General features: G+C 39.5%; 13 protein-coding genes and 1 pseudogene. 13 read left to right on the plus strand and 1 reads right to left on the minus strand.

Annotation, left to right across the window (positions count from 1 at the left end):
- Nucleotides 1–182 precede the first annotated feature (182 nt).
- The 10 genes from ACFINA_RS02860 to tolB all read left to right on the plus strand — a co-directional run bounded on the left by ACFINA_RS02860 (nucleotide 183) and on the right by tolB (nucleotide 11,215).
- Entirely contained in the window at nucleotides 183–701 is a 519-nt protein-coding gene (locus ACFINA_RS02860; RefSeq protein ID WP_375606544.1) for a DUF1465 family protein, read from the plus strand.
- 1,565 nt (nucleotides 702–2,266) lie between these two features.
- Nucleotides 2,267–2,782: a crossover junction endodeoxyribonuclease RuvC gene (gene ruvC / locus ACFINA_RS02865; RefSeq protein WP_375606543.1), complete on the plus strand. Its 516-nt coding sequence runs from the start codon at nucleotides 2,267–2,269 to the stop codon at nucleotides 2,780–2,782.
- A 13-nt stretch (nucleotides 2,783–2,795) separates the two neighbouring features.
- Nucleotides 2,796–2,948 (plus strand): OB-fold domain-containing protein, encoded by a 153-nt coding sequence (locus ACFINA_RS02870; protein ID WP_375606542.1) that lies wholly within the window; start codon nucleotides 2,796–2,798, stop codon nucleotides 2,946–2,948.
- A gap of 13 nt (nucleotides 2,949–2,961) precedes the next feature.
- Nucleotides 2,962–3,576 (plus strand): Holliday junction branch migration protein RuvA, encoded by a 615-nt coding sequence (gene ruvA, locus ACFINA_RS02875; protein ID WP_375606541.1) that lies wholly within the window; start codon nucleotides 2,962–2,964, stop codon nucleotides 3,574–3,576.
- Between the two features lie 13 nt (nucleotides 3,577–3,589).
- Nucleotides 3,590–4,684, plus strand: a complete 1,095-nt coding sequence (gene ruvB, locus ACFINA_RS02880) for a Holliday junction branch migration DNA helicase RuvB (protein WP_375606540.1) — start codon at nucleotides 3,590–3,592, stop codon at nucleotides 4,682–4,684.
- A 234-nt stretch (nucleotides 4,685–4,918) separates the two neighbouring features.
- Nucleotides 4,919–5,359 (plus strand): tol-pal system-associated acyl-CoA thioesterase, encoded by a 441-nt coding sequence (gene ybgC, locus ACFINA_RS02885; protein ID WP_375606539.1) that lies wholly within the window; start codon nucleotides 4,919–4,921, stop codon nucleotides 5,357–5,359.
- Between the two features lie 1,725 nt (nucleotides 5,360–7,084).
- Nucleotides 7,085–7,798 (plus strand): protein TolQ, encoded by a 714-nt coding sequence (tolQ, locus tag ACFINA_RS02890; protein WP_375606538.1) that lies wholly within the window; start codon nucleotides 7,085–7,087, stop codon nucleotides 7,796–7,798.
- 15 nt (nucleotides 7,799–7,813) lie between these two features.
- Nucleotides 7,814–8,266 (plus strand): protein TolR, encoded by a 453-nt coding sequence (gene tolR, locus ACFINA_RS02895; protein WP_375606537.1) that lies wholly within the window; start codon nucleotides 7,814–7,816, stop codon nucleotides 8,264–8,266.
- 106 nt (nucleotides 8,267–8,372) lie between these two features.
- Nucleotides 8,373–9,857, plus strand: coding sequence for a cell envelope biogenesis protein TolA (locus ACFINA_RS02900; RefSeq protein WP_375615032.1), 1,485 nt, complete (start codon nucleotides 8,373–8,375; stop codon nucleotides 9,855–9,857).
- Nucleotides 9,858–9,889: 32 nt separating this feature from the next.
- Nucleotides 9,890–11,215: a Tol-Pal system beta propeller repeat protein TolB gene (tolB, locus tag ACFINA_RS02905; protein ID WP_375606535.1), complete on the plus strand. Its 1,326-nt coding sequence runs from the start codon at nucleotides 9,890–9,892 to the stop codon at nucleotides 11,213–11,215.
- Between the two features lie 1,058 nt (nucleotides 11,216–12,273).
- On the opposite strand, the gene ACFINA_RS02910 is transcribed toward tolB, so the two are convergent.
- Complete coding sequence (locus tag ACFINA_RS02910) at nucleotides 12,274–13,020, minus strand: YebC/PmpR family DNA-binding transcriptional regulator (protein WP_375606534.1); 747 nt, start codon at nucleotides 13,018–13,020, stop codon at nucleotides 12,274–12,276.
- A 367-nt stretch (nucleotides 13,021–13,387) separates the two neighbouring features.
- Here ACFINA_RS02910 and ACFINA_RS02915 point away from each other — a divergent pair, with 367 nt between their 5' ends.
- The 3 genes and pseudogenes from ACFINA_RS02915 to ACFINA_RS02925 all read left to right on the plus strand — a co-directional run.
- Complete coding sequence (locus tag ACFINA_RS02915) at nucleotides 13,388–14,083, plus strand: DUF1013 domain-containing protein (RefSeq protein WP_375614503.1); 696 nt, start codon at nucleotides 13,388–13,390, stop codon at nucleotides 14,081–14,083.
- 203 nt (nucleotides 14,084–14,286) lie between these two features.
- The gene (gene pal, locus ACFINA_RS02920; protein WP_375615033.1) at nucleotides 14,287–14,808 is read left to right on the plus strand and encodes a peptidoglycan-associated lipoprotein Pal; all 522 of its coding nucleotides are present in this window, start codon (nucleotides 14,287–14,289) and stop codon (nucleotides 14,806–14,808) included.
- 52 nt (nucleotides 14,809–14,860) lie between these two features.
- Nucleotides 14,861–15,351 (plus strand): annotated as a pseudogene (locus ACFINA_RS02925) (tol-pal system protein); the annotation flags it as partial.

The following is a 15,351-nucleotide window of genomic DNA, read 5'->3' on the forward strand; positions in this document are numbered from 1 at the left end:
GAAAAACATTCCTATAGTGTTTGTTTGGCGCGTTAACCTTAGTATAAAAAGCGCGTTGCGCAAAAGATTTAAAAGAGGTAGCAATTTTAAAAAAAAGCATTCTATACAGCAATAAAAGAAACTTTTTAATCCTCTGTTCGTTAAGGGGTATGATTTTGTGCTGATACTTGGAGTATAAAAGCGTGAGCGTACATAAACGTCCATATGATGAACCTATTATCATGATTGAGCATAATGCTTTTGAAAATGCTTTTAATCGTCTCTATGAAGAAACAATGGCGCTGATTGAAAAAACTGCAGCATACATTGACTCAGAAGGGAAATTAGTGGCACGTTCCCTTTCAACAGAAGTTTCTGCAATCTATGCGAAAGAGGCTATGTATTTAAGTACACGACTTATGCAAATCGCTTCTCAACTCCTTCTTCTTCGAGCAGAGCGCGAAGGGGAAATGTCATCAGAACAAATAAAAAAGGAAATTGTAAAAGTATCTCTTCATACACCGACATTGGAACTTGAAACCCATCATTGGCATGAATTGCCAGAAACTTTTCGCCAATTTGTTTCTCATTCATTGCGTTTAGAAGCGCGCATAACCTATTTGCGTGCTGGGTGGGAAACTGCGGCCTCCTGTACCTTAGAAGATGATAATCCAGTAGGAAAACAAATCGAATTGCTCAAAACAGCCTTTGGGCGTTCTTAGAGGTACTCCCCTTATTTTGCGCGAAGGGAAAATATCATCAGAACAAATAAAAAAAGAAATTGTAAAAGTGTCACTTCATACACCGACATTGGAATTTTTCCCTTTTATTGGCATGAATTGCCAGAAACTTTCCGCCAATTTATTTCTCATTCATTGCGTTTAGAAGCGTGCATTTTGTTTCATTTAGAGATGCTGCTGTAGTTTAAGCGCTTTGGTCAATAAGCGGCCGCTGTACCTTAGAAGATGATAATCCAGTGGAAAAATAAATCGAATTACTGAAAACAGCTTTTGGGCATTCTGAGAAAAATAGCTCCTTGCTTCTTTCTTGAGATATTTAGAACAGTATATCCATTTTTTACAACCAAAATTTCACAACGAAAACCAATCTAGAGTGCTTTTTTCTACCTAATTTCTATTTGAGCGTAGGAAATATCTTGAGTTTATAGCTGAGAGAGGGATAGGTATTGATTTCGAATTATGGCATGGAATAGGGTATGGTTGGTTTTGTGGGAAATTGACTTTTGTTGATTGCAGCTGGAACACTTTCTGTTGATCTATCGTGTGATTTTGTTTTGGCTCTGATAATGATCTGGCTCTAAGATAGAGCAGGGGCTTATACATCAATTTATTTATGGCTCTATAATTTATACCTATAAAGCTGCTGTAAAGTGTGTGTTAATGAGGATGATACACATTGTTACAGTTTTTGGGCTTCTTTTGTTTTGAATGGAAGTTATTTTCCCTCGTGTAAAATAAAATATCCAAAATAAAGTGCCATATAATGAATGTCCCATGGGTTCCCTGTGCCCCCATACAATGTTCCTCTCTATGCAATGTCATTGTGGTGTGATGAGTATATTCAAAAACACCTCTCAGTTCTTATTCACATTCGTTGAGCCTCTCTCATTTTTATGCTTGCAAAGGAAAAAGCCGGCACTATCATCATCTTTGCCAGTCCCCAATGTTGCAACAGCCTTTGAAACTTGAGACAATTCATTAGAGGCATTTTTAGTCCTGTCTTGTACAGTTTCACTCTATACGGCAATCCCACGTTTCATATGTAAGCGAATGGTTTTGATTGATTCAAGATAAACAGATTTGTAATGAGAAAATCTTAGGATATTCGGGATTCTTATGCAACATACAAAAAATTAATTATCTTTATAAATCAACGTGTTGCCTTGTTATGGTGGCGTCATGCTATAATGTAAAAAGTTTTCGTAAAGTGTGTACCATCCATTGCATAGCCTCTTTACACTTATGAATGTACAATCCAGAATTCTCTATTTGCTCGCTTGCGATGTTTAACCGTTATGGCATTGGATATGACCATAGAAAGGGAATTTTTATGCTTTAGAGGGTGCTTGCTTGTGATGTGTGAATGGTTTTGATTGATTTCAGTTATGCTTCATAAAGTATGTACCATAAAGATGCTGTTCGTTGCGTGTTATAATTGTATAAATTTGGAGGTATGATTATCTTTTTACTGGTTTTGTCTTGGGTTGCTGTTTTCTTTGTGGTCTTGTCTTTATTCACAAGGGGGAAAAGTGTATAGACTGTAGTTTATGGCAGAGACGATTCGTATTATAGGCATTGATCCCGGATTACGGCGTACAGGGTGGGGCGTTATCGATGTTGCAGGTAATCGTCTTCAGTTTATTGCAGCAGGGACGGTTTCTTCTAATGCACAGTGTGATCTGGCTTCTAGACTCTGTCAGATCCACAAAGGTCTTTCAGAGATTATGCATCAATTTATGCCCCATGAAGCCGCTGTAGAACATGTGTTTGTCAACAAAGATGCTACAGCAACTTTAAAACTTGGGCAAGCGCGTGCGATTGCGCTGCTGGTTCCTGCGCAAGCAAACCTTCCTGTTTTTGAATATGCCCCCAACAAAGTGAAAAAATCGGTTATTGGTGTTGGACATGGGGCTAAAGAACAAATCCATATGATGGTAAAAGTTCTCCTCCCACGGGCTGAATTTGATAGCAGTGATGCGGCTGATGCTCTTGCTCTTGCTCTTTGTCATAGTATGCATCGTAAGAGTATTGACCGATCTTATCAGGCAAGGATGGCGATATGATTGGGGTGGAAGCATGATTGGCACATTAAAGGGCACTCTTGAACATATCTTTGATGATCATATTCTTCTTGATGTTTATGGTGTGAGTTATGTTGTTTTTGTGTTGAATTGGTGTATGCATTATCAGAGTATTGACCAATCTTATCAGGCAAGGATGGCGATATGATTGGGGTGATAACATGATTGGCAAATTAAAGGGCACCCTTGAACATATCTTTGATGATCATATTCTTCTTGATGTTCATGGTGTGAGTTATGTTGTTTTTGTGTCAAATCGTCTGCGTCCTTCTTTACCCTCTGTTGGGGAGGCGTTAAGCCTTTTTATTGAAACGCATGTTCGTGAAGAAGCAATTCGCCTTTTTGGTTTTGCTACAAGAGCTGAACAGGAGTGGTTTTGTCTTCTACAAAATGTTCCTGGAGTAGGGGCAAAGGTTGCTTTGGCAATCTTGGGGACTTTATCGCCAGATGAACTTGCTCAGGCTATCGCTTTAAATGATGTTGCGATGATTAGTCGAGCGCCGGGCGTTGGTAAAAAAGTCAGTGAAAGGATTGTGGGTGAACTGAAAAGTAAAACACTTCCCTTTGAACAAGCTGTCAAAACTATTTCGGTTCCTCAGCGTGAGATAACCAATCAACCTGCGCATGATGCGCTTTCCGCATTGATGAAGCTAGGGTTTGAACGGGAGCAAGCAGCTCGCGCTCTTGCTCTTGCGATGAACGCTCTTGAGGGCGAAACTGTTTCTTCTGCCCTGCTGATCCGCCATAGTCTCAAATTGCTTTCTTCTCCTACTTAAAATTAAGGTAACAATGCATAAAGATGAAGATCAACGCCTTCTGGGTTCCGCCCCCCTTCCTAACGATCCAGATCGTTCCTTGAGGCCACAAGTTCTCGATGACTTTATTGGTCAAGAAGCGGCACGGGCTAATTTAAAAATATTTATTGAAGCAGCAAAAACACGGCAAGAAGCGCTGGATCATGTTTTGTTTGTAGGACCACCGGGGTTGGGAAAAACAACGCTTTCACAGATTATGGCAAAAGAATTAGGCGTTAATTTTCGCTCTACTTCAGGGCCGGTCATTGCTAAAGCAGGAGATTTAGCAGCCCTCTTGACCAATCTCGAAGAACGTGATGTCTTGTTTATTGATGAAATTCATCGCTTAAATCCAGCAATTGAGGAAATTCTGTACCCAGCAATGGAAGATTATCAACTTGATCTTATCATTGGTGAGGGGCCTGCTGCCCGCTCGGTTAAAATTGATCTGGCTAAATTTACTTTGGTGGCGGCAACTACACGTTTGGGACTTTTAACCACACCGCTGAGAGATCGTTTTGGAATCCCAATTCGTCTCAATTTTTATACGATAGAAGAATTGGAATATATTGTTCAGCGTAATGCACGACTTTTTGCTGTCAAGATCAGTGATGATGGAGCCCATGAAATTGCACGCAGAGCACGCGGGACGCCTCGCATTGCTGGACGCCTTTTACGGCGCGTTTGTGATTTTGCTCTGGTTAAACAGGCAAAACAAATTGACCAAAAAATCGCCGATGAAGCCCTTTCGCGCCTTGAAGTGGATCATCTTGGGCTTGACCCGCTTGACCGTCGCTATTTGCTCCTGATTGCGGAAACTTTTTTAGGGGGACCGGTGGGGATTGAAACGATTGCTGCTGCTTTATCAGAACCACGCGATGCCATTGAAGATATTGTTGAACCCTATTTGCTCCAACAAGGGTTTATTCAAAGAACCGCTCGTGGACGTATTCTGAGTGAAAAGGCTTGGAGCCATTTAGGGCTTTCTGCTCCAGCCTCTACAACGTCTATACAAAGGCGTTCTCAACTTTCTGATGCTCAAGACAATTCATCACTTCAGACGACTTTATGGGATGGAGAAGATGACTAAGTCATTCGCTTTTTAAAAAATAAGACATTTTCTTTAAAAAAATTGCGTGAATATTGTATCGCAAGGTTATAAATACAAGAAATGTGCTTGTTTTAGCAGTTTCTGACCAAAAAGATTTGGAAAGATTGAGGATTTTGTGCTTTTGCTTTTCATAACATCAACACAAAAATGTGTTCAATCTTTTGATCTATAAATAATTTGCTCTATTCAATGATTTTATGGGACGTGAAGTAGATGACAGAAGTGACTCCTTTCAAGAGAAATCATACAAGTGCTTTTCATAATTTTCAGGTCCGCGTTTATGTTGCGGATACAGATTTTTCCGGTGTAGTTTATCATGCGCGTTATCTTGAGTTTTTTGAACGAGGACGTTCAGAGTTTTTACGGGATACCGGTTTTAATAATAAGATGTTAGCAGCAGGGGGTGAGGGGGAAAAATTGTTTTTTGTTGTTCGTCATATGGAAATTAATTTTTCAAGACCAGCTAAAATTGATCATCTTTTAGTCGTTAAAACACGTGTTAATCACATCCAAGGGGCCCGCTTTTTTATGGAGCAATCTATTTTGCATGAGATGACTACGTTGGTAACAGCCAAAGTTGAAATTGCTCTGATTAATGAGGAGGCAAAACCGCGACGTTTACCCAAAGAACTTTTTGCAAAAATGCTTGGTTAAAAGTGTGATTCATTGAATTAGCAAGTTTCAGGAGAGATCAGCAGATATAAAGTAATCTATAATCTAAGACTATACATTTATCATAGCCTAAATGTTTTCCAACAAGGTCACACGATACAGCAAAAGAAAGCACCTCTGCTACAATAACTACAATAAATTGAAGATAATATCTCACAAAATTAAACACACCTCATCCATGTTATGATTCAAAATCAATGTCGCATCATCCATTTTCTGCTATAAACTCAAGATATTTTCTTTCTTTTGAAGAAAGGTTTGTTGGCATCAGAAAACAGCGAAAAAGTACAAAATATAAAAAGAAATAAAAATGGATTAAGATTTATTTTTATAAAAATGCACATACCCAGCACCATATTGCAATAAAGTGATAATAAGCTATTAGGTCGAAAACTGTCTCAAAACACCCAAAGGGTGTTTTTAAGCAATTTGATTTGTTTTTTTACTGGATTGTCATTTGGCATCACAAGAGCGCGTGTTTCATCCATTTCTATCCATCATGCATGACTTTATGTGCGCTTCTAAGCGTAGTGAATGAGTGAGAGATCAATGTATACAAAGCAGAAATGCATTTTTGCATTTAAAGTTTCAACAGCATATTATTCTATATAATGTATTGACTTAGAAAGATAAATTATCACTTATCATGGGCACAAACCCTAATAGGAATAGAATAAAATACTTTCATTTCAAATCTGTTCATGTTGAAACAATTAAAATCATTTGCTTACACATCATAAGAGAACAATATAAATCATTGAAAAAATTGTAAAAATATTCCTTATGGATCATTCGCAATGCAATAACGATCAAATATCGCAAGTGAGCAAAGAGAGCAAAGAAGCCGGTTTTGATGAAGTAAAAATGTGAAAAGGCTTTTTTCATGTCACAGAAGCTTGTACGTTATACCATGGTGCCAGAGAGATGATAGGCATTGAAAGGGGCTAATTCACAATACAGTGAGATTACATGAGACTTACACTAGATTACATAGGACGTCGGGGTGCATGGGTGAGGCGCATTGTTGTGAGGTGTTGTAGGGTGGTTTATGGTCGTTTTTTGTGCCCGATGGTGTACCCCGTATTCAATTCGATGGAAAATGAGAGAAATAATAGCCTGAGGCAAAGCGTCATCTTTTATGATGATAACATATTTATTTACAATGATAATTCATTGCGTTGTCACTTTCAGATAATTCTGAAACTTGTAAAATTTTTTCTTTTCAAGCTCTATTGCCGCGAATTAATAAAAAACATTTTCTTACATGTCACAAGCGGAGTTGGTGAGTGGATACAAAAACACTTAAGAAAGAAATAAAATACCTCTTACGAATCTTTTCAAGTGCTAAGACTTATCGCTGTATTTTAAGCTGGAAACGCGTATGATGATTTAGCGTTCTTTTCATAAGCGTAAAGATGGTGGTGCATAATAGATTTAATATCATGCATTTTTATATCTTTTATTTTTATAGCATTTATGGAGAAGCCCTGATCGTTATATTTTTCATAAATGCTGTTGTGAAATGAGGGGGATGTGCATTGAGGGATATCTCTCGTCATCACTTTTTAAGGAAAGTTAAGAAACAAGTCTTGTTTTAGCGCATGGATTTATGTGAGACTAGAGTCTTTACTTAAATTTAGAAAATATAAAATAATCTGTTTTATAAAATTTAAAAAAATGCATCTTTCATTTAGAGGGACAAAAATTATGCCGCATGGTGAACTAACGAATCCAGAAACAATTGGAATGTTGCATTTGTTTATGCAAGCGAGTTGGATCGTGAAAGGTGTTATGATCGGATTGCTGCTCGCTTCCATCTGGAGTTGGGCAATTATTTTTGATAAAATTTTTACGTATCGGAGAATACGGCGTGAAATAAAGCAGTTTGAACGCACATTTTGGTCTGGCAAAGCGCTAGAAGATCTTTATGCATCATGTAAAAGTCAACGTACCAATAGTATATCCGCAGTTTTTATGGCAGCAATGGTTGAATGGAAAAAATCTCTTGAAAAAGGGACCCATACATCGAAAAGTTTGCAGAGCAGAATTGATAAGGCTATGGATTTGACGCTGGGACGTGAAAGTGAAAAAATAGAATCAAAATTAAGTTTTCTTGCGACACTGGGGTCTGCGGGACCTTTTATCGGACTTTTTGGAACAGTTATTGGTATTATGGAGTCTTTTCTTTCTATTTCAGCTTCTCAAAATACATCACTTGCCATTGTCGCGCCAGGGATTGCAGAAGCGCTTTTGGCAACCGCTATTGGTTTGTTTGCAGCAATTCCAGCTGTTATTGCTTATAACAAGTTGACTCATGAAAGTGCGCGCATCATTGCACAAATAGAAAATTTTGCTGATGAATTTTCAACAATTGTATCGCGGCGTATTGATGAAACACGCACAGCACCTTCCTCTTTATAAAAAGGATCTTATCCCATGGGCGTTTCTGTTGCTTCTTCTTCTCGCAAAAATACACGTAGGCGGCATCATTCACGAAGCCAACTGATGAGTGAGATCAATGTCACTCCTTTTGTGGATGTCATGCTGGTCTTGTTGATTATTTTTATGGTCTCTGCCCCCCTTTTAGTGAACGGTGTTCCTCTAGATTTGCCTCGTAGTCAAGCGGGTCCCGTACGAGCTCAAAAAACACCTCTTACGGTTTCACTTGATGCGCAAGGGCGCTTTGCCATTAATCAAGATTATTATGAAACGTCGCAGGCCCTGATTACACACCTGAAAACTCTTCTGGAAGCAGATGCTACACAAAAAGATCAACGGGTTTTTGTGCGTGTTGCTAAAACTGTTGAATATCAACAAGTATTAAAACTGCTGGCGGATATTCAAAAAACGGGGTTTTCTCAAGTTGCGTTAGCAAGTTTAGCACAATAAATAATAAGTAATAAAATTGCGTATAACCGGTTGTTCTTAATTTTTTTTAAAAGAGCATAGAGTGATTAAAAATGAAAAAATGTAAGGCGTAAATAAGGCATAAAGAATGAACAAAGACTCTTATCATAGTATGAAACGAGGCTTGGCTTTATCCCTTGTGGTCCATGTCATTTTTCTCAGTTGGGGAGCTATTCAGTTTACAAGCTCTGTCTCTTTACCACAACCATTGGAAGCAATTCCCATTACTCTTGCTCCTTTGGTGGACGAGTTTTCTTCTCAACAAGGAGCCGTGAAGGCTCCTATCCGCGCAATCCCTGCCGTAAAACCAACTATGCAACCACAAGAGAAAGAAGATGCACGCCATATTGGAGAGGGACAAATAGATAGTCTTGCACCATTTCAACCAAAGGAAAAGTTGCTCCCCGTTGAGACAACACCGCCGCCAACAAGCGAAAGTACGTCGGAAACATCCACATCCGAACTTACACAACCAGAATTATTAGAAGCAAAAACAGAAGAGATTTCAAAAGAACCAGAGAATGAGCTCAAGGTTGCGTCTGAGATACCTTTGAAAGTACCGGAAGATGCGCCAAAGCTTGCACCTGAGATGCCTGTGAGAGTACCGGAAGATGAGCCCAAGGTTGCACCTGAGATACCTTTGAAAGTACCGGAAGATGAGCCTAAGGTTGTGCCTGAGATGCCTGTGAGAGTACCGGAAGATGAGCCAAAGCTTGCGCCTGAGGTGCCTTTGAAAGTACCGGAAGATGAGCCTAAGATTGTGCCTGAGATGCCTGTAAGAGTACCGGAAGATGAGCCTAAGGTTGCACCTGAGATACCTTTGAAAGTACCGGAAGATGCGCCTAAGGTTGCGCCTGAGATGCCTGTAAGAGTGCCGGAGGATGCACCCGAGACTGCGCTTAAGCCTTTGCACAAAAATGAAGAGATGGTATCGCCAAAAGAATTGACTCCAACGGTACAAAAAGTACCGGCAGAGCAGGTGGTTCATCAAGTTCCCAAAATTGTGCTTCCAGAAAAAATTCTTCTTCCACAGTTGAAACCAAAATTTGACGAAGAATCTACAATGAAAAATAAGGCGGCATTGAATCAAAATACGCCAAAGCTTAGCAAGAAACACCAAGAGAAACAGACCATTGAAGATATTCTGGCCATGGAGGAAAATAATTTGCTCAATCGTGCGCGGTCACAAGGAGGAGGAGCAAAACGTTCTCATACACCAGAAGCTTTGGGTGCAAGAAAAAATATTAATGATACCACAAAAATGGCACAAACATTGGTCAATATTGTTGGGGGGTGTATTCAACAGAAGCTTAAACTTGTAGCGCTTGGTGGCGATTTAAAGAATCGTCCGGTCGTGCGGTTGCGATTTTATTTGGACCGTGAAGGAATGGTTGTGGGTGATCCTATCATTGATCCTGTAAGCGGTCTTGAGAGTCAACAAGCTATTATGATAAGGCAGGTATACGCGGCTGTTTTTTCATGCCAACCTTATGCAGATCTCCCACGTGATCAATATGGCCTGTGGGGGCAAGGTTTTGACTTTAATGTTGATCCCCTCCAAGAAATAAGATGATAAAAAAATCGCTTAACGAAAGGACGCATTCCATGATGACTATAACGAGATATAAAGTTTTTGCTTGGTTTATTGTCACTTGTGGGTTGTGGCTTTCAAATATTTCATTGGTTTATGCGCAATTGAAAGGGACGATTTCAAGCGCTGATTTTAATCCCATTCCTATTGCAATTACAGACTTTATTTCCAATGATTCGATTGGATCTAAAATAACGGCTGTGGTGACAGCCGATCTGGAACGGTCGGGGCTTTTTTTACCGCTTGATAAAGCAAATTTTGTTGAAAACACTTCTAGTCCTAATAAACAACCGCATTTTGCTTATTGGCAGAAAATAAAAGCGCAAGGTTTGGTGACGGGGCAAGTCATGAGAGAAATCGATGGACGATTGAGAGTCGATTTTCGTTTATGGGATGTTTTTGGAGAGCGACAACTGAAAGGACGGCGTTTTTATACCGCGACAGAACGGTGGCGGCGTGTGGCCCATATAATTGCAGATGAGATCTATAGTGAGATGACAGGAGAAAGTGGTTATTTTGATACAAGAATTGTTTTTATCGATGAAACAGGACCTCAAAATGCACGCATTAAACGCTTAGCCATGATGGATCAAGATGGAGCAAATTTGATTTATATGTCCGATGGAAGTGAATTGGTGCTTACACCGCGTTTTTCCCCAAAAAGACAAGAATTGACCTATATGGCTTATGAGGAAAATCAAGTACCTCATGTTTATCTCCAACAAATTGAAATGGGGCAAAGAGAGTTGATTGGAACGTTTAATAACATGACAATTGCTCCGCGTTTTTCTTCTGATGGACAAAAAGTCATCATGAGTTTGTTACAAAATGATGGGAGTGCCAATCTTTACACCATGGATTTACGAACCCGTACGATGACGCGACTTACAACAACTTCTGCTATTGATACTTCTGCTTCTTATTCACCGGATGGCAAACAAATTGTTTTTTCTTCAGATCGTAGCGGAAAGCCGCAAATCTATAAAATGAATGCAGATGGGAGTGATATTCAACGTATTTCTTCAAACGAGGGGAGTTATTCAACACCTATTTGGTCTCCACGGGGTGACTATATCGCCTTTACAAAACAATTAAGCGGACAATTTTCTATCGGTGTTATGCGCCCAGATGGACAAGGAGAACGAATTTTAACCACGGGTTTTCATAATGAAGGACCAACGTGGGCCCCCAATGGTCGTGTGCTGATGTTCTTTCGCAAAAATCCCGGTATGGGACCAAAAATCTATACGATTGACATTACCGGACGCAATGAACGACAACTCCCTACACCCAATGATGCTTCGGATCCAGCATGGTCGCCATTGCTCAATATACAGTAAAACAAAATGCTTAAAAACAGAATATAGAAGGAATACAGTCTCAATTTTACACAATCTCAATAGTTTTTAATTATTTAAAAGCAGGAATTGGTTATAGTGGGCATGGGGATTTATGTAGATTTCATCTATCATCTACGGTTGTTGATCGATAATGGAATTTCCTTGGGGGAAAATGCTTAAAAAATTCAAAACAATACCTTGAAAAAATAGAGTCGAAAATTCTGAAGTCTCTAGATTTCAACTTTTTATTAAAAGTGTCGCTATATATATTTTTTTAAACTTCCTCTTCAATTTTGTTTGTGAAGAATTTGGTCTTGTCAGGGGGCTGTTGCTCTCTGATGTATTTTATTCGAGTACGCGGTTGTTTTAGGTCTGAATATTGATTGATCGGTAAGAGCAAAAGGACAGATTTTAAGATAAATGACGTTATTTTAAAAACATACGATGTCATAAAGTTAATGCCATAAAGTCAAAAATTTATCCGCAACAGATTAGAGAGATGTACTGGCTTTTTGTACAATACTTTGCTAAACAATCAGCTCTGGCTTTCCATTTGCTTATTTTTATTCTGTGATGTTGTAAAAACACTGCCCTTTGAGGTGTGGGGATATAGGACGTATAAACCTTCTTGATATATTCTAAGTGTTTTTAAGTGCGTGGCGAATATTTAGGGGAGTGCATGTTTGCTGAGTCTTAAGTTTAAAGTGAATTTCATGGGTGCTTCGTCATAGGAATACGTTAAGAAAATTCGAATTTTTTACAGGCTAGATCATTTTCATCACTTGAAGGCGGGGAGGTTAATCTTAAAGAACAACAAGATCGAATAGAGAGGAATATAGGGATAATCTTTTGGGCATGTAAGAAAGGCGTGAGACTACAGAGTTTTGTGTATGCTTTTCTTTTTGGGATTATGTTTTCTGGAATTGATTGTGGTTTCTTGTTGTACAGACAGATTTTCCCCGCTATTGACGCGGGGCTTTTATTGTGCGGATAGGAGGGGTGACAAATGCTTTTGAAGCCCTCATGAATGAAGAGAGGGCTTGTGCAAATGATGGAAATTATACAGATAATTTTGCCAAAATCTCATCGCTGATATCAAAATTGGCATAAACATTTTGCACATCATCATCTTCTTCTAATGTTGAAATCAGTCGTAAAACAGATAAAGCTTTTTCTTCATCTATTGGTGCAAGGGTGGTGGCTTTCCAAATTGTTTTAATCGATTCTGCTTCACCAAGTTTTGCTTCAAGCATTTTTGAAACTTCACCAATATCTTCAAATGCGCAGGTAATATGATGTCCGGTTTCTTCTGATTGCACATCTTCGGCACCGGCTTCAATTGCTGCATCCATGATGTTATCGGCTGTTCCTGCTTCTGGCTTATAGATTATTTCACCAATCCGATTAAACATGAAACTTACAGAACCTGTTTCCCCTAAGGCTCCTCCTGATTTTGTGAAGGCGGCGCGCACATTTGAAGCAGTGCGGTTGCGGTTATCGGTTAAAGCTTCAACAATGACGGCAACGCCTCCTGGCCCATAGCCTTCATAGCGCACTTCATCATAATTTTCGACATCGGTGCCTGACGCTTTTTTAATTGCGCGTTCAATATTATCTTTCGGCATCGATTGTGCTTTGGCATTTTGAACAGCCAGCCTTAAACGTGGATTCATGGCTGGATCAGGAGCACCTTGTTTTGCTGCTACGGTAATTTCGCGCGCAAGCTTAGAAAATATTTTCGAGCGCATAGCATCTTGACGCCCTTTACGGTGCATAATATTTTTAAATTGTGAATGGCCTGCCATAGTTTTCCTTCCTGTTTGAGGGCTTTCTTTCCAGTTGGACACTTTTTAGAATTTAAGGCGATAAAGCTCGCATCCCACCAGAATAAATGTGCCACAGCATGAGGTGAAATAATCAAATAAACCCTTTATAAGAAAATTCATCTTAAAGGTAAAGAGACCTTAGTTGAGGATCATTACAAGAGAGATCTCTTGTCGTTGAGCAAAAATAACGCTATAACAGAATGTAATTTCATAGCAAAATGGTTTATTCCATGCCGCGCTTTGTTTTAGGAGTGGTTGGAGAGACCTAAGCATATAAAAAGTTCCAGTGCTCTTGAGTGGGCGGTAACCTGCCTCATAGAAGAGGCGCAGAAGAGGATTTATAAAAATGGCAACGCAACTTTTGATGCCCAAAGCAACAGCTGTTTGGTTGGTTGATAATACAGCTCTTTCTTTTGATCAGATTGCAGAATTTTGTAAATTGCATGTCTTGGAAGTAAAAGCTATTGCCGATGGTGATGCGGCTTATGGTATTAAAGGTTTAGATCCGATTAGTTCTGGGCAATTGACGCGCAGTGAAATTGCACGGGTGGAGGCTGATCAAAACGCACGCTTGAAAATTTCTCAATCGAGGGTGCATATTCCTGAAAAAAAACGTAAAGGGGCGCGCTATATCCCTCTTTCTCGACGCCAGGATCGTCCCAATGGTATCCTATGGTTGGTTACGAACCATCCCGAGTTGAAAGATGCACAAATTGCACGGTTGATTGGGACAACAAAAGCGACAATTGAACAAATCCGCCTTAGAACCCATTGGAATAGTGCAAATTTGGTTCCTCTTGATCCTGTAGGACTTGGTTTGTGTTCACAAATCGATTTAGATTTTGAGCTCCAGCGTGCGGCGAAAAATCGTCCTGTTGCAGCAGAAGAAGATAGGTCGTTGCTTCCCGCTTCTGTGACGGAAAACGCTGCTCTAGAGGAAAATGAGAGCGAAGAAAATCTGCATAAGACTTTTGACGCTGATAAAGTTTTTGCAAAGTTGAACGCGCTGCAAAAAAATAGTCAAGATCAAGATGATGCATAAAAAGCCATGACTCATAAGGGAAACATTTCTTATGAAAATGTTAGAGGAATGGCTGAAGAGAAGAAAAATTGGCAGAGACTTAAAAGTAAAAATGAGGACGAAAAAAACAGAAAAAATTTCGTCTTCATTAGGAATTAACGGTTATTCTTAAAAATATTTTTAAGAATTTACCCTTCTTTACGAAATTCAAGGAGAAACGGACTATGCGCTCTACCAAAAAAAACATCTCTCATTCTTTAGCTATCCTTTTTCTTTTCTCACTATGCCTGGGTGGGTGTGGCAAAAAAAATGTTGGTGCACTTAACGGTATGAATGGCGCTTATATGAATGATGCTGGTTTGAATCAGGTGTCACCAGGCTCAGGACAAGAATTTACAGTTAGTGTGGGTGATCGCGTGTTTTTTGGTCTCGATTCTTCTTCACTTGATGCTAATGCTGAACGTGTTTTAACGCGCCAAGCAGAATGGTTGCTTCATTATCCTTATTATTCTATTATGATCGAAGGTCATGCTGATGAGAGGGGAACACGTGAATATAACTTGGCACTTGGACAGCGCCGTGCTGTTGCTGTGCGAAACTATTTGGTGTCTCTAGGTGTGTCTGCACAACGGATTCAAACAATTTCTTACGGAAAAGAAAGACCTGTAGCAGTATGTGATGATATTTCCTGTTGGAATCAAAATCGACGTGCTGTGACAATGTTGAATGACATGAATAGTCATTAAAAAGAAGATTGTTTGTTTCAACTATTCAATAAGCTCTTAAGGGGAGAAAAGAATGTATCGTAAAATCAATTGGAAAACACTCTTTTATATGGGGGTTTTTATAGCTTGTTCTACTTCACTTGTTCAAAGTGCAGCACGAAAGGCTTCCGAATATCCTGCACATGATACGGATAAAGTTGATGCAGTTGATAAGGCAACTGATGACGTGAAAGAAGCACCTGAAGCAGCCGATAAAGCAGCATCTGATGTGATAGAAAAAGCCACTGACGCCGTTAATAAGGCAACTGATGACGTGAAAGAAGCACCTGAAGCAGCCGATAAAGCAGCATCTGATGTGATAGAAAAAGCCACTGACGCCGTTAATAAGGCAACTGATGACGTGAAAGAAGCACCTGAAGCAGCTGATAAAGCAGCATCTGATGTGGAGAAAAAAGCCACTGACGCCGTTAATAAGGCTGTTGATGCTGTGAAAGAAGCACCTGAAGCAGCCGATAAAGCAGCATCTGATGTGATAGAAAAAGCCACTGACGCTGTTAATAAGGC

Origin of the sequence: Bartonella sp. AC10YNML, from assembly GCF_042196825.1 — a bacterium.
In the GTDB taxonomy this organism is placed as follows: domain Bacteria; phylum Pseudomonadota; class Alphaproteobacteria; order Rhizobiales; family Rhizobiaceae; genus Bartonella.

What these genes read in the sequence shown, in the direction of transcription:
- ruvC (WP_375606543.1), top strand. Translation starts at nt 2,267, where the DNA reads ATGGCAGAGACGATTCGTATTATAGGCATTGATCCCGGATTACGGCGT.
- ACFINA_RS02870 (WP_375606542.1), top strand. Translation starts at nt 2,796, where the DNA reads ATGATTGGCACATTAAAGGGCACTCTTGAACATATCTTTGATGATCAT.
- ruvA (WP_375606541.1), top strand. Translation starts at nt 2,962, where the DNA reads ATGATTGGCAAATTAAAGGGCACCCTTGAACATATCTTTGATGATCAT.
- ruvB (WP_375606540.1), top strand. Translation starts at nt 3,590, where the DNA reads ATGCATAAAGATGAAGATCAACGCCTTCTGGGTTCCGCCCCCCTTCCT.
- ybgC (WP_375606539.1), top strand. Translation starts at nt 4,919, where the DNA reads ATGACAGAAGTGACTCCTTTCAAGAGAAATCATACAAGTGCTTTTCAT.
- tolQ (WP_375606538.1), top strand. Translation starts at nt 7,085, where the DNA reads ATGCCGCATGGTGAACTAACGAATCCAGAAACAATTGGAATGTTGCAT.
- tolR (WP_375606537.1), top strand. Translation starts at nt 7,814, where the DNA reads ATGGGCGTTTCTGTTGCTTCTTCTTCTCGCAAAAATACACGTAGGCGG.
- ACFINA_RS02900 (WP_375615032.1), top strand. Translation starts at nt 8,373, where the DNA reads ATGAACAAAGACTCTTATCATAGTATGAAACGAGGCTTGGCTTTATCC.
- tolB (WP_375606535.1), top strand. Translation starts at nt 9,890, where the DNA reads ATGATGACTATAACGAGATATAAAGTTTTTGCTTGGTTTATTGTCACT.
- ACFINA_RS02910 (WP_375606534.1), bottom strand. Translation starts at nt 13,020, where the DNA reads ATGGCAGGCCATTCACAATTTAAAAATATTATGCACCGTAAAGGGCGT.
- ACFINA_RS02915 (WP_375614503.1), top strand. Translation starts at nt 13,388, where the DNA reads ATGGCAACGCAACTTTTGATGCCCAAAGCAACAGCTGTTTGGTTGGTT.
- pal (WP_375615033.1), top strand. Translation starts at nt 14,287, where the DNA reads ATGCGCTCTACCAAAAAAAACATCTCTCATTCTTTAGCTATCCTTTTT.